The organism is Spirosoma endophyticum, from assembly GCF_900112365.1.
Classification (GTDB): domain Bacteria; phylum Bacteroidota; class Bacteroidia; order Cytophagales; family Spirosomataceae; genus Spirosoma; species Spirosoma endophyticum.
The window spans coordinates 64,340-87,178 of the sequence record NZ_FOLQ01000006.1 but is presented as its reverse complement, the minus strand read 5'-3'; the positions used below and the strand labels follow the sequence as shown (position 1 = coordinate 87,178).

Genomic DNA, 22,839 nt, shown 5'->3' with positions numbered 1-22,839 from the left:
CCAAGAGTTCTGTCTGAAGCCGTACCACGATAACAAACCGTGGCACGGCTTCATTGATTTTGATTACGCTATTTTCTGACCAGATGCCCATACGCCTTTCGTTTGTAAGGACGTGTTAGTACGTACCAGATTCGCTACGTAGCCCGGTTGAATTTTGCCTAGTTGATCGCCCAGGCCGATAATTTCTGCGGGAATCACCGAGGCCATCCGCAATGCACTGGTCAAGGGAATACCTGCCTGCTCAACCGCAATTTTGACGCAGTCGATAAGCGTAATAGCCGAACCGGCCAGATTCGCTTCGTTGTTGACGTACCGGCCCGGACCATTGGTATCGGGTTCAAAATGCACAACAAACTGGCCCAGCTCGAACGTAGGCCGGGGTGGGTTGGCAAACAGCGCATCCGAGATCAGGAATAGCCGTTCGCCCAGAAGCCGGTAAGCAATGCGAATGGCGGTTGGGTTGCAATGGTAACTGTCGGCAATAATGCTGGCCCGCACGCTGGGATGGTCAAAAACGGCACCCACTACGCCCGGCTCGCGACTCTCGAAACTGCGCATGGCATTGTAGAGATGAGTTGCCAGTGGAATGCCCTCGTCAAACGCCCGGGTGGCCTGCTGATACGTAGCGTTGCTGTGGCCGAGCGAGAGGAGCGTATTGGGATGTTTTAATCGGTTGATCGTATTTAATTGATCAGGCGTCAGTATTTCGGAAGCCAGTGTCAGAATCCGGATAACATCGGCGTTGGTGCTGAACAGCGTTTCCAGTTCCCCTTCAGCGGGTGTTCGCACATAGGCCATGCTGTGCGCCCCCCGCTTGATAGGGTTGAAATAGGGACCTTCGATGTGAATGCCTGGCACGCCCAGCGGATTTTCGTTACGTACCGTCGCCACAGCTTCCATCGACTGCTGCATAATAGCAAGCGAGGTGGAGTGGATCGTGGGCAATAAAGTTGTTGTGCCGTTTTTGGCGTGAGTTTCATAAATATGCCGAACCGTTTCGGGGGTGGGTTGGTCATTGAGGAAGAGAGTTGATCCACCATACAATTGAAGATCAATTAAACCCGGAATGAGGTAATCGCCGTTGAGGTCAACAACCGTTACGTTGTCAGGAACTTGAGTTTCGGAAGAGGACGTAGTAACCTCCAGAATTTGACCATTCTCGACACGTACCGACGCGCCGGTTAACCATTCATTGCCTGTGAAGACGGTAGCATTAATAAACTGATTCATGCGAAAAAGCGGGTTTCCTTCTGTGTGATATGTCAATTATGGCCGGAATGTAGCCGATTTTTCGTTTTTTTGCGAACTGGTTTGTGCCAGAATCAACTCGTTTTTCCTTTGAATGCTGTTCGCTTAACTCCTCCCACTGGTCCTGTTCGGGCCACGATTCCACTAGCTTCCTCGAAGAGTGAAAGCAACCGGGCACTCATTATCGATGCGCTGACTGGGTTCCAGTGTGACCTGCAAAATCTCTCGACCGCTCGCGATACACAGACGATGATTCGTCTGCTAAAGTCAGACGACGCGGTAGCCGACGTTCTGGATGCCGGTACGACGATGCGTTTTCTAACCGCTTATTTTGCCGCGACGGGCCAGAAAAAGATCATGACGGGCACTCCGCGCATGTGTGAGCGACCCATCGGCATTCTGGTCGATGCGCTCCGCACACTTGGCGCCGACATTACGTACCTGAAAAAAGAGGGTTATCCACCCCTGCAAATCAACGGGTTTTCACCAGCTGAAAACAACCGGTTGCAGATTCGGGGTGATGTGAGTAGCCAGTATATCTCGGCCTTGGTCATGATCGCCCCAACGCTGCCTAATGGCCTGACCCTGGAGTTGACCGGAGCCATTGGGTCACGGCCCTACATCGAAATGACGCTGGAACAAATGACGTATTTCGGGGCTGATGTTCAGGCCGACTGGGCGAAAAATATCATCACCGTTGGGCCAAAGCCATATATACCAAAGCCTTATGCCATCGAATCCGATTGGTCGGGAGCGAGCTACTGGTATAGTGTAGCCGCCTTAGCTGACGACCAAACGACCGAGCTGGAATTATTGGGCCTAAAAGCCAAATCGTTACAGGGAGACAGCGCTATTGTGGACATTATGCGGGCGCTGGGTGTTGAAAGTACATTTACTGATTCGGGGGTTAAATTAACCAAATGCGCGCCGGAGTCCTCGCTGGAGTGGGATTTTACAAACTGTCCCGATCTGGCGCAGACGGTTGCAGTTTGCGCAGCCATGAAAGGCATTCCACTGATATTGACAGGAATTGAAAGTCTAAAAATTAAAGAGACCGACCGTATAGCCGCTTTGCAAACTGAATTGCAAAAAGTTGGTGCTGAGTTAGTTGAAATAGAGACCAATGCCCGTTACATCGTTCGCCAGTTCAGCATTGGTCCCGAATCGACGGCTACCATTGCTACGTATGACGATCACCGCATGGCGATGGCGTTTGCTCCTGTAGCCATGCAGCAGGAAATCGTGATTGAGGAACCAGGCGTCGTCGCTAAATCGTACCCGAGTTTTTGGGACGACATGGCACGGGTCTTAACGGTGGAGACCGTTGCTTAAGCCACAAAAGATGGTTAACGAATTATAATGGACGTATTCCTACAGCTATAAAAACACAGCTATAGGAATACGTTTGACCTGTTCTTGCCCTAGCTAGTTGCCTGATTTACATAGGAAATTCATACTTCTTCGCCCATTTAGCTTTAATCTCCGCCCGAGCCTGAATGAATTCTTTATCGGTCCCCTGCGCAATGGCATCCAGCGGGAGACGTAGGGGCCGGGTCCCTTTTTCCATATTGATCAGATCGAGAACGCCATCGGCAATGGTTTGCGGATTCATATTAAACTCGGCCATTTTGCCAAATAGCCCGGCCCCAATGGCATTGAATTTTTGAACCGCAGCATCACCGTATTCAGCGATAATATCCGCTCTGTCGGCGTTGATGGCGGCTTTGCTGCCATTGTTCATTTCGGTTGGATAGACGCCCGGCTGAATTGTTACGTTCTCGATGCCAAAATCTTTTAACTCATCCTGTAAGCCTTCCGTAATTGTTTCCACTCCGAATTTCGACAGGAGATACGGAATCATGAACGGAACCGTAAAGCCACTGGCCCCCGACGTAAGGTTGATGATGAGTCCGTTATGGGTGGCCCGCATGGAGGGTAACACGGCTTGATACGTGCGTAATACACCGAACAGGTTTACGTCCAGCATTTTCTGAATCTGCTCTAACGAATAGCCTTCCAGGAGTCCAAACCCCGTCATTGCCGCATTATTGACCAGCACATCAATCTTGCCATATTTTGCCAGAACAATCTGTACCGCTTGATTTACAGATTCATCGGAGGTTATATCTATGTCTACTACGTCTACATTGGGCAGTGCGGCTAACTCGGTTGCTACGTTGGCATTTTTACCGGTTGTGCCACGCATACCAGCAATTACAGTATGGCCTTTGTTGGCGAGTGTTTGCACCATTAATTTACCAAAACCGGTACTCGTTCCTGTTATTAAAATTACCTTTTTCATTGTCTTTTGTGTTCAAATCAATTGATAAATTGATGACACAAAGGTGCAATAGCAGGTGGCTCCACTCCCTTGATATTTGCTAAAAAAACACTTGATAAATGTCAAGGATGTTTCACTATTGGGCTGAAAATAAACGATTTAGCCCGAGGAGCTTTGATCCGTTAGTTCAGTTTAAGGAAATTATTTTTTTAGCGATTGATGTCTGATGCGGCTAAGTGTTTCGGCAGAAATGCCCAGGTAGGAGGCAATCATACTTTGCGGTACACGATTCGCCAGTTGGGGTGAGGTTTTAAGGAAATTCTGGTATTTCTCTTCGGCCGTATAGCTGATCGACGCGTGAATTCTGTTTTGCAGGGCCACGAAACTCCTGGCCAAAATGCCGTTTATCAGTTCATTGAAAGCCGGAATTTCGTGGCAGATGTGCAGGAAGTTTTCATGGGTAAACAACAACACGACCGAATCCTCCAGCGCGTCGATATTCGATTGGGCGGGCGTACCGGATAACAGACTTTCGCGATCGCCGGTCCACCAATTCTCAATCGAAAATCCCAGAATATGTTCCTGCCCTTTATCATCGACCCGATACGTCCGTAAACACCCTTTGCAGACGAAGGCGTCATATTTCCAACTATCGCCCGCCTGCAAAAGGTATTGTCTCTTGCGAAGTTTTTTGAGAATACCGAGTGACTTTATTAACTCAAACTCTTCGTCGGTAATCGCGATTTTGCTGCTTAGATAGCTTTTGAAAACATCGAACATATAGACATTGTAACAACGTCCGAAAGATATCCATTCCTGGGTCTTTCGACAAGCGTTGTTAGCTTACGCTATTCAGACTTAGTCAGTTCTTTGGTTTGAGGTTTCAGTAAACCAAGCAACGTATCGGAGCCGATTTGCACACCCCAGGGAATACCCGCCAGATCGACCATGTAATTGCCGTTGTGATTGGAGAACGGTGTCGCTTTTCCTTCTTTTCTGGCGGCCAGTACCATATCCAGTGGCGCAGTTCCAACGAATATAAAATCGTAAACGGATTTCTTATTGTCCAGCACAAGGTGATGAAAATCTTCTGATCCCATAGCTGTTGGGAAGCCGGACGTTATAAGACTACCTTTCTTCACGACTCGTTGCAACGTAGCATTTATTTTGCTTACCAGCGCCGAATCATTGACAACGGGGAATGAATACCCCTTTTTCTTCATGATCGGGAAAAGCCCCATTGGCAAACCGTTACTGATGGCGATGCCACTGTCAATTCGGCTAACACCATCGTACAAAAGCTTTCTCGTCTCGGGTTTCAACCACCGGAAATTCACTTTAACCAACGCCGAAGCGGGTATCACGTTGTTGTCCTGACCCGCCTGAACAGAGCCAACTGTCAGTACGGCTGGTGTTTGTGGATCATTGCTTCGGCTAATGATCGTTTGGTACTGAAGAATGGCCTCGCTGGCCATAATGATCGGATCTTTAGCCGTTTGTGGCGACGAGCCATGGCCGCCAACACCCCGAAACGTCACATCCAGTTGATCCGTACCGGCCATACGCGTGCCGGGGAGATTCATGACCATGCCGGTGGGAAACGGGCCGGTGTGCATCGCCAGCAAATAGTCGGGTAGGGGAACGTGCTTGATAAACACACTGTCTTCCCGCATGGCCCTGGCCCCCATGATCGGTTCTTCGGCGGGTTGCGCCACCAGTACGAGAGTCCCTTTCCAGTCCTGCTGAAGCGTTTTCATTAGTTTGGCAATGCCCAGCAACCACGTAACGTGCGCATCGTGTCCGCAGGCATGCATCGTTGGTACTTCGTTGCCATCGGGCAGTTTTACGGTAGCAGTACTGGCGTAGGCCAGGCCCGTTGTTTCTTTGACCGGCAACGCATCCATGTCCCCGCGAAACATTACCGTTGGGCCTTCGCCATTTTTCAGAATGCCCACAACGCCCGTTTTTCCAATCCCCGAATAAACCTTGTAGCCCAAACTGGTTAACTCTTTCGTGATGATGCCTGCTGTCCGCACCTCCATAAAACCCAGTTCCGGATGGGTGTGCAGGTCTTTGAACATCGTTACCAAACGTACCGAATCGGCATAGGCCAACTGGCGAACTTTATCCAATAAAGCGGTGGAAGGTTGGGCGAAAGAGGCAGACCAGCCAAACGTAAGTCCAAGAAAAGTAAGGAGAAAAAATGACCGCTTTTGATCCGGAAAACGAAACGTTATCATGCGTGGTAAATTTAGAATGCATGCCAATGTACTAAAAATAAGTTATCTCCTTGTAGTTGCTCACTTCGAAGATTTTTTGTTATAATATTTTGTGTAATTTACTATTCGAAAAATAATATTTTATACAAAGACCAAAAATTCTACAGAATGAATTAATATAGGAAATTACTTCAGTGCGTTTTTAACTTCATGTTGCCGCCCATAAATATAGCGTAAGGCGATTCCAACCCCCCAGCCTGTGCCGTTTGCGGTAACGACAGCTTGCTGTTCTGACTTGTTGTTGACCGTATAGAGCAGATTAGAACGTAGAGCGTCGCTCAGACCCCAGTATTTACGGACGTAGCATCCCAACTCCAGAAAAGAAGCCAAACGAACTGAGTAGTCAACGCCCAATTCGGCAAGGCCGCTGATCCGGTTGAAGGTCGTCGTGCTGTTGGTGAGTCGTAACGTATCGGTTGAACGAACTCTGCCACTGTTGCGGGAGCTATACCCAATCAGTTTAAAATCGTCCAACGGCCCAGCCCCATTCGGGATAAGCCAGACTCCGGCCGTGAGCCAGAATCCCGTACCATTTGCCGATTTTTTACCCGATCCGATCCGTCGTTTCAGCCGTAGCGGAATACCGGAACCACTATTCTGGTAATCGAAAATAAGTGGCGTCTGGCCGTTGGCAATAGTTATATTCAGGTGGATAGGTGAATGTGAATAGCCCGTTTCAACAGCCCACGCGTTCCGGTACGTATACCCGATTAACACGCCCCAGAACGGTTTTGTCTGAGTAGCACTGCTGATCAAGCCATTGAACGAATTCGTTAACCTACTGCCATCGGAACGGAATCCGCCTTCGGCACCAACATACCAGGTCTGTACTTCACGAAGTCGGGGAAATAGCGGATTGTCTGCCTCCGGTCCATTGTGGTATCGACCGGTCGATTGCGCGCGGTTTGGTTGGTAAGGCGTATATCGTTGATCCGGATCGGGTGTGAGCACTTGACGTCGTTGGGCTGGGGGCGTGTAGTAGTTCGTGTCAATCACGACTTCCTGCGCCAGCGCCGACACCGACAGACCGAGTGAAAAAGCAAGAAGGAAGATGTGTTTCATGCCAAAATAGGAGTTTAGTCGGACGAACAGTGCTATAATACTACTTACGCAGGTTCTAATACCTTCGTTGCGGCTAATGAATTACTGCTCACTTTTTTCGCAATCGGTCACTCGATTTGCGTAGTTCGTCAATGACCGCGTGGACTGGTAGTCTGACCTTTGTTGTGTACTAATTAACACAAGAACGTCATGAATGCCACTCCAACTATCCTCGTTTTAGGCGCAACCGGAAGCATCGGCTACGCTGTAACTGCCAACCTACTCGCCCGCAGATTCCCTATTACGATCCTCGTTCGCAACCGCGCCAAAGCCGATGCTTTGTTCCCGAATGAACCAACGCTCACTATTGTCGAAGGCGATGTGCAGGATGCGGTTTTACTCAATCAGCTTGCTGTTGACAAAGATTTCATTTTCCACGGCATCAATTATCCTTATAACAAGTGGTTCGGCAACATGGACACGGCTACGCAGAAGATCATCAACGCGGCTGCTCAAAACCAGGCTACGATTGTGCTCCCCGGCAACGTCTACAATTTCGGGAATACGAAAGAGCCAATCCGGGAGGATAGTCGTCCGAATCCTTGTACAAGAAAAGGTCAGCTACGCGTTGAGATCGAAGCCATGCTGGAACAGGCCGCTAACGCTGGAAAGTGTAACGTACTGAATGTCCGGCTACCGGATTTCTGGGGGCCAAACGTCTTGAATGAGGGTATAAGACCCATCTTCGAGAATGCGCTGAACGGTAAAGCTATGCCCTGGATTGCAAACGCCGATATTCCGCATCAGTTGGTTTACACGAAAGATGCCGCCGAAATTATTGTTCGGCTAATGTTGCAAAATATAGACCTCACCGAATCGTCGGACCGCCCCAACCCCTCGCCTAAAAAACAGCAGAGAGGAGAAACTGCCTATCAGGTCTGGAATTATGGTGGAACGACGGTGCCGTCGATGCGGGCGTGGTTTGGCCAGATTAGTGCATTGACCGGTAAACCGCTGAACGTGCAGCTACATAGTCGATTTTTATTTAGCGTGTTAGGCTTATTCATGCCTGTTATGCGGGAGGTGAAAGAGATGTTGTATCTCTACGAGAACACAATTTTACTCAATGATAGAAAAGTGCTTGTCCTGTTCCCGGATTTCCAGCCGACGCCAATGAAACAGGCATTAACCGAAACGCTGACCTGGTTTTCGGAGAACCAGTTGAAGCATTCTTTTACGCCCGCAGTTGGAACAAATTAATTGTCTTTATCTTAACAATCATTCATACTAATTCTATTAGACACATGAAAACGCTATTGAAATCCGAAGAATTCATCCAGTTTCTGGGCGCTATTTACCTTTTCTCCCAGTTGAATTTTGCCTGGTGGTGGTTCCCCGCCCTATTATTAGTACCTGATCTGAGCATGATAGGTTATGTCATTAATCCAGCCGTTGGCGCAGTCTTGTATAACCTTGTCCATCATAAAGGTCTGGGTGTTGTGATTGGATTAATTGGCCTGATGTTGGGTAACCAGACGCTGATGCTGGCTGGCATCATTCTCTTCGCTCATTCGAGCATGGATCGTATGTTCGGGTATGGCCTGAAATACGGCGACAGTTTCAAGCACACGAGTCTGGGAGATTTGTAGTGTAGGCGACAGCCCACGATACGTTGCTAAGCTTGTGCCAATCGGTAAGCGCCGGGTGTTTGTCCAGTCCACTTTTTGAATGATCGAAAGAACACACTCGGTTCCGCGAAACCCAGCAGATAAGCAATGTCGGTTGTACTCAGATTCGCTTCCTGAAGATGCTTGACAGCTAGTTCCTTCCGAATCTCATCCAGCAGTTGCTGATACGTAGTGCCCTCTTCCTTAAGATGCAGTTGAAGCGTACGGACACCCATAGCCAGTTGATCCGCTACGGTGGCCAGCGTCGGTTCCTCCCCTTTCATGATCGTGACAATTTTGGATTTAACGCGGGTAGTCAGTGATGGGGCTTTAAGCCGATTGAGAATGTCGGCAGCGTGTTTCTCAAAGAGTATCGATAAGCTAGGGCTGGCGTTTAAAACGGGCAAATCGAGCAAAGCCGCATCGAGAATCATTTCGGTTTGGGGCGCGTCGAACGTCAGACGGGCCGGGGCAAATACGCGTGAATGCTCGCGGATATCAGCAGGATGCGGGTAGGAAAAACGTATCTCAGTCGCGTTAACGGGATACCCGATCAAGGCCCGAATAGCGGCCAGATAAATCGATAGCTCGGAGTTTAGGGTATGATCCAGGTAAATTATAGCTGAACTGGTTATTTCAAGTGATAGGGTAAATGAATGGCCCGATCGCCGACCAGTTGTCCGAATTCCTTCACAAACAATATCCTGATACTGGCAGAGTTTCTCAAATGCTTTTCCCAACGTCGGGCTATGCATCATTACGTAGGACAACACGCCAAACGCAACGGGATTGATCATTTCACCAAGTTTCAGGGCAATATTCGGGTCGCCGGTAGCGGCTGTGACCTCGCGCCAGAGTGCCTGCACCTGCCGAACTTCTACGCGACCGTCTGGGTCACGCAATTGTTCAGGACTGATGTCTATTGAACGGGCCAGCGCCTTTGTATCGGCGCCTAACTGGCTGGCCGCAAACAGAATCAGGTTAATGGAAGCAACAGAAAGTGTATCGCTGGGAGTCGTCATTTACCGAAAAATACGATCGTGTGAAACAAGCAGGTCGGGGAAAAGGCAACTGGGAATCTCACCCGATTCATAGACGTCTACTAAGGCGTACTCCCCATCTTCCAATACGTAAACGTTAACCGCCTTTTCTTTAGGCTGAACAATCCAGTATTCGCGTACGCCCGACTCCTGGTATAGATTAAATTTATCGTTGAAGTCGTTCCTGGCCGTTCGGGGGGATATAATCTCGATAACCCAATCGGGAGCACCCAGGCACCCGTTATCGTCTAATTTGCTGAGATCGCATATCACGCAAATGTCGGGCTGCACAACTGTATGCAATTGGTCGGGCTTACGTTCATTACGCACAGGCAAACGTACATCGAACGGAGCCGTATAGATTTGACAACTATCGTTGCTAAAATGAAGGCTAATGTCAACAAGTAGATGGCTTACAGCTAGTTGGTGTGCCCGTTTAGGCGCTGGCGACATTCGATAAATTTTCCCCTTGATCAGCTCAACGCTTTCGTCGAACTGCCATTTCAGGTAGTCCGCATACGTATAGGTGCCGTTAGGATCGAGTTGTGAGATGTCGGTAATCATGAACTGTATCGGGCGATTTCGTTACGCAAGTTCCTAAAATAGTCTGATGCCCGCAACAACCGGCTGCCATACCACGAAAACAACTCGCCATCCACAACCACTACGTGTGCCAATGGGCAGATTGCCTGAACTTCAGCGACGTGTTTGTCTGAAAACGGATATGGTTCTGACGATAGGAAAATCAAGTCGGGCTGGGCTGCTTTCAGATCGTCGGGCGTGATTTCTGGATAGCGCGTTCGATCGGCAAAAACGTTCTGAAAACCAGCGACTTCGAGCATCGAGTGAATGAACGTAGCATTAGCCGCCACCATATACGGCCTGCGCCAGATGAAGTAAGCGACTGATGGGCGAGGGGCAACCGGCAGGGGGCATAGAGTTGTCTCTATAGTTTGGGCTATGTGTTCAGCTTCGGAGCTTTTCCCCACTAATTTCCCCACGTCCCGAATCATGGCCAGCGCATCGGGCAGGCTTACCACATCGGTGATATGAACAACGTATTGACGTTGAAGCTCCTCAATTTCTTCACGCGTATTTTCTTCTTTATTCGCAATAATCAGATCGGGACGTAACGACTGAATCTTGTTGATGTTCAGGGTTTTGGTGCCGCCTACGATCACTTTGTCCTTAACTTTAGTAGCGGGGTGAATACAAAATTTCGTTATGCCGCTAATCTTTTCGTCAAGACCGAGATCGAAGAGTAGTTCGGTTTGCGATGGCACAAGCGAAATAATGCGTTTGGGTGTCATAAAGCAGACATTCAGTGGCTTAAAAAGCCGATTTAACACCGATTTAACTGCATTTAACAAGATTTTGTCTGAGAGTTGAGAATTTTGTGCAACGTTTACTATATCAATTGCTCATTCTACCATGAAAAAATACCTATTCTCCGCACTCGTGGCTAGTCTATTGTCCACGACGCTGTACGCCCAGACAACGGCCTCGGCATCTGGTAAAATTACGTATGAAGGCATGCGTCAGATTGATCGGTCGCAGATGCGCATGAACATCAATGGGCAGGAAGTTCGGCCGGGAAGCCCCGGCGCACCTGATGCGCCCGAAGGTGCTCCTGAAGTAATCTCGTTCACCCAGAAGCTCGTTTTCTCCGGCACGATGGCCAAGGAAGAACGCGACCGTCCGCAAGGCATGATGTTCCGTCGGCAAGCGGATGGTGCAGCGGGCGGAGATGGCCAGCGGCCACAGCGAACAGGCCCACGTATGAGCCCGCCTTTTGAACAGGAAACCTTTCTGGACCTGGCCAATCGGAAGCGAATCGACCTGTTAACGGTAAAGAAAGATTCGGTAACGAAAGAGACGTATCGCTCTGAAAAACCCATGCCAGCCGCGACGGATTGGGTAGCTAGTGATAAAACCAAGAAAATTGCGGGTTATGTGTGCCACAAAGCGACCGCTACGCACCGGAAGTTGCCTTATACGATTTGGTATACCACTGATTTGCCGTTTACCTACTCGCCCGTTGCCGATCTGACACCTCCTCAAGGCGTGGTCTTGCTGATTGAATCGGATAATGAATCCTACAAGGCAACCGGTATCTCGATGGAAGCCGTTGCTGCCAGTGCCGTTCAGCCGCCAGCGGATGCAAAAACCGTTACGTCGGAGGAAATGGAACAACTTCGCCGGAAAGGCATGGCCGATTTCAGGCAGAAAATGATGCAGAATGGCGGCTTTCAGGGTCGCAATTAAGTGAAATGATTACTAGCTGAAAATGTACAAAGTAAAATGAAAAATGGACCGCGTGGCCCCCAACGTGTAATGAAAAGACGAACAGTTACCAGATGGCTGCTGTGGAGCGCATTATGCATCTTACATTTCACTGTACTCAGTACTAACGGCTTCGCGCAAACTATCCGGGGCGCCGTTGTGGATTCGGTGAGTCGGAAACCGCTCATGGAAGCGTCGGTATCGTTGTTATCGGGTAAAGATTCGTCGCTCGTTTCGTTCGGCATTACGGATGGCGACGGGAAGTTTGAATTTCTGAAAGTAGCGGAAGGGCAATACCGGTTGCTGGTAACGTATGTAGGTTACCGTGGCCGTGCCAAACGTATTTCTGTCACGAAAGACGATCCCATTGCCGACGCCGGAACCATAGATATAGTAGCGCAATCGCAAACCCTTACAGAAGTGTCGGTACAGGGCGAACGCGCACCCATCGCTGTGAAAGGTGATACGCTGGAATTCAATGCCGGATCGTTTAAAACCAGGCCCAACGCGCAGGTCGAGGATTTGCTCAAGAAACTGCCGGGTGTTGAGGTCGACCGAGACGGGAATGTGAAAGCACAGGGACAATCCATTACAAAAATACTGGTCGATGGTAAACCATTCTTTGGTAATGATCCAAAAATGGCTACCCGAAATCTTCCCGCCGATATTATCGACAAAGTGCAGCTTTTCGACCAATCATCGGAACAGTCCGCTTTTTCGGGCGTGGACGACGGCGACCGCGAGAAGACGATCAACATTACGACCAAAAAGGATAAACGAAAAGGTTCGTTCGGCCAGCAGACCATTGGGGCTGGTCCAAAACCCGGTGATGACGCTCGTTATTCGGGTCGGGTGAGTCTGAACCAGTTTAATAATGGCCGCCAGATTTCGGTGCTGGGTATGGCCAATAACGTCAACCAGCAGGGCTTTACGGCGAGTGATTTAGGCCTCGGCAATAACTTCGGTGGGGCAGGCCAGGGCCAGGGTGGCGGAGGGGGCAGCAACGTAGTGCGGGGTGGCGCCGGTGGCGGAAGTGGTAATGGAGCGGGCCAGGTGGGCAGCAACGCCATCACACAGTCATGGGCCGCAGGTATTAATTATCGGGATGGCTGGGGCAAAAAAGTTGACGTTGTCAGCAGCTATAATGCCAGCAATACCAACACGCTCACCAACCAGCAAAGTCATCGGGAAAACGTAATTCCCAGTGGTACGTCGGGCACAACGACCCGGCCTGATGCCGGATTTGTACGCGATCAGACCAATGGTTCCGACAATACCAATACCAATCAGCGGGTCAATCTCCGGCTCGATTACCGGATTGATTCATTGACAACAATCCGGGTTATTCCGAGCCTTTCGTGGATAAATTCAGACTACAACAATCAAAGTGAAGCGAGAACCGTCACCAATGAAGGTGTCATGGCCAATTCGAGCGTGACCAATTATACCTCGGCAGGCAACGGTTTTACGGGAAATAACTCGTTGCTGCTGTTTCGTAAGTTTCGCAAGAAAGGCCGAAGTTTTTCGGTGAACTGGACGATCGGGGCTAACAACCAGAATAACGAAGGGATCAATAAGTCGGTCAATCAGTTTAATGGATCATCGACTAGTCTGACGTCTGGCATTATCACAAAAGACACGATAACGGGCATCACCACGCAGACCATCAACCAGCGCAACAATCAGCAAACGCGTTCGATGACCAACACGATCAACGTAAGTTATACCGAGCCGCTTTCGCTACGTCAAACACTTGAGTTTCATTATAATCTGTCGGACAATCACAATACGTCGAACCGGGCAGTCAATGATTTCAATGGCCTGACAAATCAGTACGATCAGTTGAATCCCCAACTGAGTAACAACTTCATAAACGATTATATAACGAATCGGGGAGGACTGACGTGGCAGACAAAAAGGCTGAAATACACGTACGCGTTTGGGCTGGATGCCCAGCAGGCAAGTCTCAATTCTGACAACCTGAGCAGTCAGGAGAGAAGCCTGAATCGGTCGTTTTCGAATCTGTTGCCCAACGCCTTATTCACCTATAATTTTGGTAAGAGCCGGACGTTACGTCTGAACTATCGGACCCGTGTCAACGCACCGTCAGTTAATCAGTTGCAACCGGTAGCGAATAATACGAATCCGCTTAATATTCAGAACGGTAATGCTGCTCTGCAACCCGAATACGCGCATACCATATCGCTGAATTACAACCGGTTCGATGCGGCCACATTCCGTAATACGTTTGTCTTTCTGAATGCGAGTCGGACGGATAATAAAATCGTCAATTCAACGGAGTTCACGTCAACGGGCGCACAGACAACCACACCCGTGAATACCAATGGCTACTATACTATCAACGGGTCGCTGGTACTGGGTCGGCCGCTTAAGTTAGGGGCGCAGAAAACCAATTTGAATCTATCGACCAACCTGACGCACAATCAGGGAACGAGCTTCATAAATAGACAATCGAACCGGGCTACAAACTGGCTGATTGGTCAGGGCGCTACGATAAGCTCAAATTTTACGGAGAAATTAGACCTGAACCTGTCGGGCAATATCAATTGGCAATCGGCTAAATATTCGTTGCAGCCGCAGCAGAATACGACCTTCCTGAACCAGACGGTTACGCTCGATGTCTACTACCAATTGCCGCTCAAGTTTACCTTCTCGACCAATGTTTATTACAACCATTACGGCGGTAGCTCGGCCAGCTTCAACCAGTCGTATACGCTCTGGAATGCAACGCTGGCCCGGCAGTTGTTCAAGCAAAATCAGGGGGAGTTGCGGTTTCAGGCGTTCGATTTGCTGAACCAGAACCAGAGCATCGTGCGGAACGTAACGGATACGTACACGGAGGAAGTGCGAAGCCGCGTGCTGAACCGCTATTTTATGATCAGCTTCGTGTATAACCTGCGCAAGTTTAATGCAGGGGTTACACCACCGAGAGACCCCTTCAGCCAGCCAACCAGGGGGCAGGGGGGGCAACGCGGTCAGGGAGGAGGTGGCAGACGGAACCAATAGATAAGAGTAAGTTTATAGAAAAGGGCCAGTCGCTACGTAGCAACTGGCCTTTTTGTTGTCAGATGTATGCACTTGGCTACGCCAGATAAATTCACCTAGTTCAAGCTGATGTTTTTTGTGTTTCTATAGATATTATTGATGATTTTTGTGATCTAAATCACTATGTCTATATCGTTTTAGTGATTTGTTCGGGCTGTAGACATAACAAATCAAGTAGCATTCGCTTATCCAATGAATATCCAGCAGTTAGAATACATTACCGCCGTCGATAATTTTCGTCATTTTGTTCAGGCCGCAGACCATTGCAATGTCACTCAGCCTACCCTGTCCATGATGATCAAAAAACTGGAAGAGGAACTGGGTGTAAAGATTTTTGATCGCACCAAGCAACCCATTATTCCGACACCCATTGGGCGGCAACTTATTGATCAGGGTAAAGTGATTCTTCGCGAGGCAGGTCGGCTGAATGAACTGGCCCGACATTATAACGGAGATTTATCGGGTGAGCTAAAAATCGGTGTGATTCCTACCATTGCTCCTTATTTACTACCGCATTTTGTGCAAGCGTTTATTCAGCAGTACCCCGAAATTCGTCTGCACATTTCGGAAATGATCACCGAACGAATCGTCAATGAGCTAAAAACGGGTAACCTGGACGTAGGCATTGTTGCCTCGCTGTCAGACGATCCGGCGTTGCAGGAAATCCCGCTTTATAAAGAGAGGTTTTACGCCTATGTCTCGGAAAAAACGATGCTGTATAATAAGCAGTATATTTTGCCCAGTGATATAGAACCCAATGAACTTTGGTTGCTGGAAGAAGGCCATTGTTTCCGTACTCAAATCCAGAAACTCTGCGAATTGAGCCGAAACAGCACATTTGGCAGCAGTTTTAACTATAAGTCAGGAAGCATCGAAACCCTGATGCGGATGGTTGACCGGAACGGCGGCATCACCATTTTGCCCGAACTGGCGGTGGTCGAACTCTCGGAGGATCGCAAAAAATACATACGGAACTTCCAGTTTCCAGAGCCCACTCGTGAAGTATGCCTGGCTGTAAACCGCGAGCAGGTCAAGACTCGACTGATTGACGTATTGAAGACCTGCATACTGGCATACGTTCCGAAGCAACAAAGTATCAATCGCTGACAAAGTGCTGAGCTTTGTCAGCGATCGAAACCCCACCAGCTACTCGTTTAAGCCACTTTTCGGGTTTGGAAATTTGATTCGTTGCTGCGTATTTCGTTGGCCAGGATCGCCAGATATGAATTCCCTTCCTTTGTGTACCGTCTGATCTCGTCCGGCGTCAGGGAGATTTTAATCTCATATAACCCCACAGAGCCACTTACTACGTTAAAAATAAAATCGCCCGACTCACTTTCTAATAAGCTATAGTTCCAGCTTTCCTTGGCCAATTCTTTCATATACTCTATTACAAATCTGTTTCAGTATACTTTCCTTTCGGAATGCGATCTACGACGGCTTCCGAATAACCCGTAGGTAATTTGCCGCCGGGTAACCAAAGGTTGTTGGTGCCCATCTCATTCCCCGATGGTAAACGGACGTGCAACTCTTCCGGATTGGGAATATCAATTCGAACTAAGGGTTTGCCCTGCCAGCTATTGGCCGGAATGCCCAGTTCCACCTCGATAGCCGCTACGTTCTTTGCCGTTTTTAACAACATCGCATCCATTTCCTGTTTCGCCATCACAAATTGTGAATTATCCGGGTAACCTAACAACTCCCGGCCGTAATCATCCAGTGCTTTTTTAGTGACTAAGTAAGAGGCTCCGTTTTTAAATAAGGCCAGTTGATACGTAATGTAGGGGGCTTGCAGATAAGTTGACGGATCGGGCCGCTGGCCTTTGGGAATCGTCAGTACTTTCTGGGAATCCCAGCCGCTTATCCAGGAATCCTGTAAGAGAGGAACTTGCGGGCTTACGTGATCTGCACACGATAAGGCCACTACTGACAGCATAACCGCCAGCAACGATTTGATAAAAGATAGGTTCATGAAGAGGAACGTAGATTAGTGGATATCGAGCAAGGTTTAGCGAGATGCTATGCTCTATTACGTTCCAAAAATAGCAATAGCACCAAATTATATGAGGTATAATCCGGTGCTATTGATTGAACGGTAACTTGTGGAAGCTGTCTCTTTCAAGTCAATGTATGCTTCGACTTGATGGGAGCTTACCTATCAAGGGCTGGTACTGCTCTTCTGCTGATTACGTAGTAACCTCTTAATTGAATCGTCCAGATCGGGAAACTTAAACCATGCCTGTTTAAAATAAACCGTTCCGTCAGGTTCGATCAAATAAGCCATATTGGGTGCTTGCCCAAAAGCTAACCAGAAATCATTTGTCGGATTGTCTACTAAGACAGGAGCCAGGAGCGCATTCTTCTGTTGCCATTTTTTCGCAAGCAGCTTCCTTTCTCCATACGTTTTGGCTTGTTTCGCTTCAATGTGATCTCTAACATTTGCCGGAGCAATCTCTATTCGATTGTTTTTTGAATAAGGACTGATCGTATCGGACGGATGGGCATCAATCGTATAAACAAGATAGATATTTAATTTGTCTCGGTATCTCGCGGTTAATGCATTGACATCCGGTATGTTAAGGCGGCTTATGTCACAGGTGTAACTGCCTGTAACCAACAGGAGCGGTTTATTATTTTCCAGAATTCCTGAAAGTGAAAATTTTGCGCCGTCGGTTGACAGGAAAGTAATATCCTTTATTTTATCTCCTTTCTGATAACCAAGTTTCGCAAAATCCTTGTAGTTATTTTTTATTCCTTCTGATAAAGGCAGGTCGATTTTAGCTACGTCGGTAGGAAGTTCTTGATGGCTATTACGCGCTGTATAACTTGTATGACAAGAACTTAACGTAGCTATTGACAGCAACCCAATAAGGTAGCTCAATTGCTTCATGTGTATAACGTCAGGTAATAATTTAGAAAAGAAAAGTTTTCACTCCAATTGATTAATAGACACCAGAAAAAAAGCTAACTAACTTTATCGGTATCCAGCGTGAAATTATAGAGAATAATCTAGTGGAGAGATTAAAAACTCTTTAAAAAAATATCCGTGTAACTAATTGATTTATAGCGCTTGAGCCGGCGAAAAGATTGACTAATAAGCGTATATACTCAGCAATGAATGAATTGAAAAAACAGATGAGTAAATAAGTATTTATGCTACTAGTTTCAACATAAGAAGGTGAGTATTTTTCCTTGGCAAAGCCTGTTTACGTCGGTAAGAAGCTAGTTTTTTTTATTATATAACAGGTAATAATCTAATTAACGAGTCTCTATATACGTATGAGTGATTTATTATAAATTATGACAGTTCAGTAAGGCAAATTACTTATACCGATAGTGAGCTGGGCAGCAAAAATTATTTTTGCTGCCCAGCTCACGAATTCACTTTATATACCGGAAATCTTCATCTCCTTTTAAGGCCAGCAATGTTTCGTACATAGGCTTGATCACAGCTTTTATATAGGGTGGTTGTTAGAGATTACTCAAACAGCTGTTTTGCCAATTCTTCTTTTGATAGGTCAAAGTGTTCAGCAATATTTTTTAGTATATTATTCAAGGTGCCTATCTTGATCGGATCATGGCGCGGGATAGTTTCGTAATGCTGCCCGTTTTGCATAGTTTGAATTCGGATATGGCTGCCCGTTTGACGAACCGCTTCATAACCGAATGGTTTTAATAGCTTTATCAGTTCCAATCCAGTTAGATTGCGTGGTATTTTCATAAGGCAAATACCTCATCTTTCACAAAATGAAGCCGGATTAATTGCGGCCATTGTGATGGATGATCGTAATGACAGTCAACCGCATCTCGGATCATCGTTTTCAACTCAGCCATCGTTTCACCCTGAGTAAATATATTTTCGCCTACGGCTTGTGCAGTATAGCCGCCTTCCGGATCTTCTTCAACTAAAAATATCAGTTCTTTCATCTTTTGACCGATAACAGTACAAGATAATTAAAAGTAGCCGGAAATCGTCCGGCTACTTCTTTGTGTTTCTTACTTTATATACCGAAAATCCTCATCTCCTTTCAAGGCCAGCAATGTTTCGTACATCAACTTGATAACGTTCTGTACGTCGTCCATGTGCACGGTTTCGACAGTCGTGTGCATGTACTTGAGTGGCAGCGAAATCAGGGCTGAGGCAATTCCTTCGGTAGCGTAAGCGAATGCATCGGTATCTGTACCCGTGGAACGACTGACAGCCTGCCGCTGGAACGCAATGTTCTGTTGTTCAGCTACGTCGATCAGGAAATCCAGTACGTTATTCTGCACGGCTGGGCCGTAGCACAGCACCGGACCATCGCCACATTTCAGGTCACCCTGTTCTTTTTTGTCATACTTTGGTGATTGCGTATCGTGCGTTACGTCGGTACAGATAGCGAGGTCGGGCTTCAGGCGACGGGCAATCATTTCGGCACCACGCAGGCCAATTTCTTCCTGAACCGCATTGACGACATACAGCGTAAAGGGCAGCGTTACGTTGTTTTCTTTTAGCAGCCGGGCCACTTCGGCGATCATGAAACCACCCACGCGGTTATCTAACGCCCGACCCACGTAGTAACGCTGGTTCAATTCCATCAGCCCATCAACGAACGTGCAGACGGTGCCCACATGGATGCCCATATCCAGCACCTCCTGTTTGGTAGCCGCCCCTACGTCGATGAACAAGTCCGTTACTTTAGGCGCCGTGTCTTTGGCAAGATCTCGAACGTGGATAGCGGGCCAGCCGAACACACCTTCCACAACGCCTTTTTTCGTATGCAGATTCACCCGCATCGACGGGGCAATGACCGCGTCGGAGCCCCCGTTTCGCCTAACGAATAGATAGCCATCGTCGGAGATGTAATTGACAAACCACGAAATCTCATCGGAGTGGGCTTCGATAACGACTTTGTAGTCTTTGCCCGGCCCGATCACGCCAACGGCGGTACCATACGTATCGACGATGTATTCGTCGGTATAAGGTTTAATGTAATCCAGCCAAATCTGCTGCCCCGACGATTCGAAGCCGGTAGGGGAGGCATTGTTAAGGTATTTGTACAGGAAGATTTTACTGTGTTCGTTCATTTTAGATAGCTAATTGTCATTGGAACGCGTATGATTAAGCTGGTCGTATCATACGCGTTCCAATTAGGAAAGTAAATGTAAAAAATCAAAACCCGATCCGCTCGCGGGTCTGCTCGACGCCCATCGAACGTAGCAGTTCCATGGCGATGCGCTCGTCATATTTGCGTTTCCAATAGTCAGCTTCCAGGCGCAGTTTGTCTAACTCGATCTGCTGTTTTTCAACCAGTAGCCGGAGGGTTTCAAGCTCATGACTGATTAATTCGTTTGTTTTTGGCTCAATAACCTGCGCGGGAATGGCTTCGTCGCTGAGCAAGGTAAGGGGTGATATCGCCAGTACGTTGGCAATTTGGGTCAACCTAGAGAGGGTCAGATCAGTTTTCCCGCGCTCGATATCGCCGTAGGCTGTGGTGGATAAATTCAGCAGATCGGCCATGTTTTCCTGCGATAAACCACGCTGGAGCCGTTCAAGACGTATTTTTTCTTCGATGGATGTCTTCATATCAAGTAACGACGATAAATTCTAAACCAAAACCGATACTAATTTTCGGAATGATAACGCAATTTTGTGACGAAACAATTCTCGAACTTACACCAACCGTTATTGGTTTTCAAATCAAAGGAGTAAACCCAATTATGAATAACGAAAAAGAATTCCGCAAATATGCCGTGCACCACATGGGGCTTAACGGTCTGACCGTGGACGGTTACGTAAACCACACTGTTGAAAACATGACCCGCTCGGTCATTGAAGAGCGTCCAATGAACTTCCGGGAAGTAGATGTATTCTCGCGGTTGATGGCCGATCGCATTATCTTCATGGGACTACCCGTTGACGATAATATTGCCAATATTATTATTGCCCAGATGCTGTTCCTGGAATCGGCCGATCCGAAAAAGGACATCGTCATGTACCTGAATAGCCCTGGTGGATCTGTTTATGCCGGTCTGGGTATCTACGACACCATGCAACACATCCGGCCCGACGTAGCGACTGTCTGCACGAGTCTGGCCGCTTCGATGGGTGCTGTGTTATTGGCTGGCGGTGCCGCTGGAAAACGCTCAGCGCTTCCACACGCCCGGATCATGATTCACCAGCCATCGGGTGGTGCACAGGGACAATCGGTCGATATCGAAATTACCGCTCGTGAAATCGTTAAACTTCGCGAAGAGTTATACGAAATCCTGGCGCTGCATTCGGGCAAAGACGTTAAGCAAATTGAGAAAGATTCGGATCGTGACAAATGGATGCGCGCCGAAGAAGCGAAAGAATATGGCCTGATTGATGACGTACTACGTCGGGAAAAATAAGCCACTGTCTGACAATTAGCTAGTTGCTAAAGCGCGAGGATTACAGGTCGTAATTCTCGCGCTTTTTTATTGGCAGGCTGGCGTGGTGACTCGTGCCAGTATATAAACACTTGGCTGTTTGCTTACCAATGGATAACTTTGTTGAGAACCAAGAACGCATACTCATCTGAGGTGGTTATTTTTGCTGAAATTGGTTTGATAAGCATTTATACCAAACTGTTTTAAAATTCAGATAATAGGCGTAGTCACTCGTTTATTATCGACTAACCCCCAGCCCATTTACCCTGCAAACGTTCATGCCACAAATTAGTTGCTCGTTCTGTGGACGGCGCAAAAACGAAGTAACGCTGCTGCTGTCGGGCATCGACGCACACATCTGCAACTACTGCATTGAGCAGGGTCATCAGGTGGTGATGGAAGAAACGCGCCCCCGGCAGAGTGAACCGACGGAGGTGAAGATTAACCTCATCAAACCCGTTGATATGAAGCGACACCTCGACCAGTACGTTATTGGTCAGGATGATGCCAAAAAATCGATTACCGTTGCCGTCTATAATCACTACAAACGGTTGATGCAGCCCAAAACCGACGATGACGTTACGATTGAAAAATCGAACATTATCATGGTTGGTGAAACGGGAACCGGCAAAACCTACCTGGCCCGATCCATTGCCAAAATTCTGGAAGTGCCCTTCTGCATTGCCGATGCAACCGTTATTACGGAGGCTGGCTACGTTGGCGAAGATGTTGAAACCATATTGACACGCCTGTTGCAGGCCGCCGACTACAATGTTGAAGCAGCTGAACGCGGCATCGTCTATATTGATGAGATTGATAAAATTGCCCGCAAGTCCGATAATCCCAGTATTACTCGTGATGTCAGTGGTGAGGGCGTTCAGCAGGCACTACTGAAATTGCTCGAAGGATCGGTCGTGAACGTACCACCCCAGGGTGGACGTAAGCACCCCGATCAGCGGCTGATTGCGCTGAATACCGAAAATATTCTGTTCATCTGTGGCGGAGCATTCGATGGTATCGAGCGGCATATTTCCAAGCGAATCAACACGCGGCCCATTGGTTTCTCGGGAGACCGCCGATTAAATGACATGCTCGAAAAAGGCCATTTGATGCGGTACATTTCGGCACTTGATCTGAAATCATTCGGACTGATTCCCGAACTGATCGGTCGGTTGCCCGTGCTGACGCACCTTGAACCACTCGACCGCTCGGCGCTGATGCAAATTTTGACGGAGCCTAAAAATGCGATCACCAAGCAGTACGATAAGCTCTTCCAAATGGAAGACATCAAACTTCATTGGGACCCCAGCGCGTTGAATTACATTGTTGACCAGGCGTTGCAATATGGTCTTGGCGCACGGGGGCTGCGCTCTATCTGCGAATCGATTATTACCGATGCCATGTTTGAGATGCCATCCCAAACGGGTGTTAAAGAACTTACGGTTAGTCTGGAATATGCCCGCGAGAAATTTGGCAAATCCAGTACCCATCAAATACGCTCGGTAGCCTGATAAACGTACCTAAAAAGACAGCCCCCGATT

At 48.0% G+C, this 22,839-nt stretch carries 23 protein-coding genes; 8 read left to right on the top strand and 15 right to left on the bottom strand.

The genetic code is table 11. The annotated features are described in order from the left end of the window. Positions 1-63: 63 nt before the first annotated feature. Positions 64-1,230: an N-acetylglucosamine-6-phosphate deacetylase gene (gene nagA / locus BM202_RS17070; protein WP_093828249.1), complete on the bottom strand. Its 1,167-nt coding sequence runs from the start codon at positions 1,228-1,230 to the stop codon at positions 64-66. Positions 1,231-1,338: 108 nt separating this feature from the next. Between nagA and BM202_RS17065 the strand changes: the two genes are divergently transcribed. Further along, positions 1,339-2,580: a 3-phosphoshikimate 1-carboxyvinyltransferase gene (locus tag BM202_RS17065; RefSeq protein ID WP_093828247.1), complete on the top strand. Its 1,242-nt coding sequence runs from the start codon at positions 1,339-1,341 to the stop codon at positions 2,578-2,580. A gap of 106 nt (positions 2,581-2,686) precedes the next feature. Here the strand turns inward: BM202_RS17065 and BM202_RS17060 are convergent, their stop codons facing one another. The 4 genes from BM202_RS17060 to BM202_RS17045 all read right to left on the bottom strand — a co-directional run bounded on the left by BM202_RS17060 (position 2,687) and on the right by BM202_RS17045 (position 6,870). Next, the gene (locus BM202_RS17060; protein WP_093828245.1) at positions 2,687-3,550 is read right to left on the bottom strand and encodes an SDR family oxidoreductase; all 864 of its coding nucleotides are present in this window, start codon (positions 3,548-3,550) and stop codon (positions 2,687-2,689) included. Between the two features lie 180 nt (positions 3,551-3,730). Then, positions 3,731-4,309 carry a Crp/Fnr family transcriptional regulator gene (locus BM202_RS17055; protein WP_093828243.1) on the bottom strand — a complete coding sequence of 193 codons (579 nt, stop codon included), beginning with the start codon at positions 4,307-4,309 and terminating at the stop codon, positions 3,731-3,733. A gap of 68 nt (positions 4,310-4,377) precedes the next feature. Continuing rightward, positions 4,378-5,769, bottom strand: a complete 1,392-nt coding sequence (locus BM202_RS17050) for an amidohydrolase (RefSeq protein WP_245776695.1) — start codon at positions 5,767-5,769, stop codon at positions 4,378-4,380. Positions 5,770-5,934: 165 nt separating this feature from the next. After that, positions 5,935-6,870, bottom strand: a complete 936-nt coding sequence (locus BM202_RS17045; protein WP_093828241.1) for a hypothetical protein — start codon at positions 6,868-6,870, stop codon at positions 5,935-5,937. A 189-nt stretch (positions 6,871-7,059) separates the two neighbouring features. Here BM202_RS17045 and BM202_RS17040 point away from each other — a divergent pair, with 189 nt between their 5' ends. Together BM202_RS17040 and BM202_RS17035 are read left to right on the top strand one after the other, a co-directional pair. Continuing rightward, positions 7,060-8,109 (top strand): NAD-dependent epimerase/dehydratase family protein, encoded by a 1,050-nt coding sequence (locus BM202_RS17040; protein ID WP_093828239.1) that lies wholly within the window; start codon positions 7,060-7,062, stop codon positions 8,107-8,109. A gap of 44 nt (positions 8,110-8,153) precedes the next feature. Then, entirely contained in the window at positions 8,154-8,498 is a 345-nt protein-coding gene (locus tag BM202_RS17035; RefSeq protein ID WP_093828237.1) for a DUF4260 domain-containing protein, read from the top strand. 26 nt (positions 8,499-8,524) lie between these two features. Here BM202_RS17035 and BM202_RS17030 read toward each other — a convergent pair whose 3' ends face one another. The 3 genes from BM202_RS17030 to BM202_RS17020 are packed head-to-tail and all read right to left on the bottom strand — an operon-like array spanning position 8,525 to position 10,866. Further along, positions 8,525-9,538, bottom strand: coding sequence for an AraC family transcriptional regulator (locus BM202_RS17030; protein ID WP_093828235.1), 1,014 nt, complete (start codon positions 9,536-9,538; stop codon positions 8,525-8,527). After that, the gene (locus tag BM202_RS17025) at positions 9,539-10,120 is read right to left on the bottom strand and encodes a Uma2 family endonuclease (RefSeq protein WP_093828233.1); all 582 of its coding nucleotides are present in this window, start codon (positions 10,118-10,120) and stop codon (positions 9,539-9,541) included. Further along, positions 10,117-10,866 carry a helical backbone metal receptor gene (locus tag BM202_RS17020; RefSeq protein WP_093828231.1) on the bottom strand — a complete coding sequence of 250 codons (750 nt, stop codon included), beginning with the start codon at positions 10,864-10,866 and terminating at the stop codon, positions 10,117-10,119. Before BM202_RS17020 ends, BM202_RS17025 begins: the two co-directional genes overlap by 4 nt. Before the next feature lie 121 nt (positions 10,867-10,987). On the opposite strand from BM202_RS17020, the gene BM202_RS17015 reads away from it, so the two are divergent. The 3 genes from BM202_RS17015 to BM202_RS17005 all read left to right on the top strand — a co-directional run bounded on the left by BM202_RS17015 (position 10,988) and on the right by BM202_RS17005 (position 16,012). Continuing rightward, on the top strand, positions 10,988-11,821 hold the full coding sequence (locus BM202_RS17015; protein ID WP_093828229.1) for a GLPGLI family protein: 834 nt from the start codon (positions 10,988-10,990) through the stop codon (positions 11,819-11,821). 69 nt (positions 11,822-11,890) lie between these two features. Further along, the gene (locus tag BM202_RS17010) at positions 11,891-14,866 is read left to right on the top strand and encodes an outer membrane beta-barrel family protein (RefSeq protein ID WP_093828730.1); all 2,976 of its coding nucleotides are present in this window, start codon (positions 11,891-11,893) and stop codon (positions 14,864-14,866) included. A 231-nt stretch (positions 14,867-15,097) separates the two neighbouring features. Continuing rightward, entirely contained in the window at positions 15,098-16,012 is a 915-nt protein-coding gene (locus BM202_RS17005) for a hydrogen peroxide-inducible genes activator (RefSeq protein WP_093828227.1), read from the top strand. A gap of 47 nt (positions 16,013-16,059) precedes the next feature. Here the strand turns inward: BM202_RS17005 and BM202_RS17000 are convergent, their stop codons facing one another. From BM202_RS17000 to BM202_RS16970, 7 genes are all read right to left on the bottom strand, one after another. Next, the gene (locus BM202_RS17000; RefSeq protein ID WP_093828225.1) at positions 16,060-16,287 is read right to left on the bottom strand and encodes a hypothetical protein; all 228 of its coding nucleotides are present in this window, start codon (positions 16,285-16,287) and stop codon (positions 16,060-16,062) included. Positions 16,288-16,295: 8 nt separating this feature from the next. Beyond that, a complete protein-coding gene (locus BM202_RS16995; protein WP_093828223.1) occupies positions 16,296-16,877 on the bottom strand; it encodes a hypothetical protein in 582 nt (193 codons plus the stop codon). Positions 16,878-17,063: 186 nt separating this feature from the next. Next, positions 17,064-17,795 (bottom strand): deiodinase-like protein, encoded by a 732-nt coding sequence (locus BM202_RS16990; RefSeq protein ID WP_093828221.1) that lies wholly within the window; start codon positions 17,793-17,795, stop codon positions 17,064-17,066. Between the two features lie 588 nt (positions 17,796-18,383). Further along, on the bottom strand, positions 18,384-18,626 hold the full coding sequence (locus tag BM202_RS16985; protein WP_093828219.1) for a type II toxin-antitoxin system HicA family toxin: 243 nt from the start codon (positions 18,624-18,626) through the stop codon (positions 18,384-18,386). Beyond that, entirely contained in the window at positions 18,623-18,832 is a 210-nt protein-coding gene (locus tag BM202_RS16980) for a type II toxin-antitoxin system HicB family antitoxin (protein WP_093828217.1), read from the bottom strand. The genes BM202_RS16985 and BM202_RS16980 overlap by 4 nt, the downstream gene beginning before the upstream one ends. A 69-nt stretch (positions 18,833-18,901) precedes the next feature. Further along, complete coding sequence (locus BM202_RS16975; protein WP_093828215.1) at positions 18,902-19,972, bottom strand: M42 family metallopeptidase; 1,071 nt, start codon at positions 19,970-19,972, stop codon at positions 18,902-18,904. Positions 19,973-20,057: 85 nt separating this feature from the next. Continuing rightward, entirely contained in the window at positions 20,058-20,471 is a 414-nt protein-coding gene (locus BM202_RS16970; RefSeq protein ID WP_093828213.1) for a helix-turn-helix domain-containing protein, read from the bottom strand. Positions 20,472-20,605: 134 nt separating this feature from the next. Here BM202_RS16970 and BM202_RS16965 point away from each other — a divergent pair, with 134 nt between their 5' ends. Together BM202_RS16965 and clpX are read left to right on the top strand one after the other, a co-directional pair. Next, positions 20,606-21,280, top strand: coding sequence for a ClpP family protease (locus BM202_RS16965; protein WP_093828728.1), 675 nt, complete (start codon positions 20,606-20,608; stop codon positions 21,278-21,280). 296 nt (positions 21,281-21,576) lie between these two features. Beyond that, positions 21,577-22,809, top strand: coding sequence for an ATP-dependent Clp protease ATP-binding subunit ClpX (clpX, locus tag BM202_RS16960; RefSeq protein ID WP_093828211.1), 1,233 nt, complete (start codon positions 21,577-21,579; stop codon positions 22,807-22,809). Positions 22,810-22,839 lie beyond the last annotated feature (30 nt).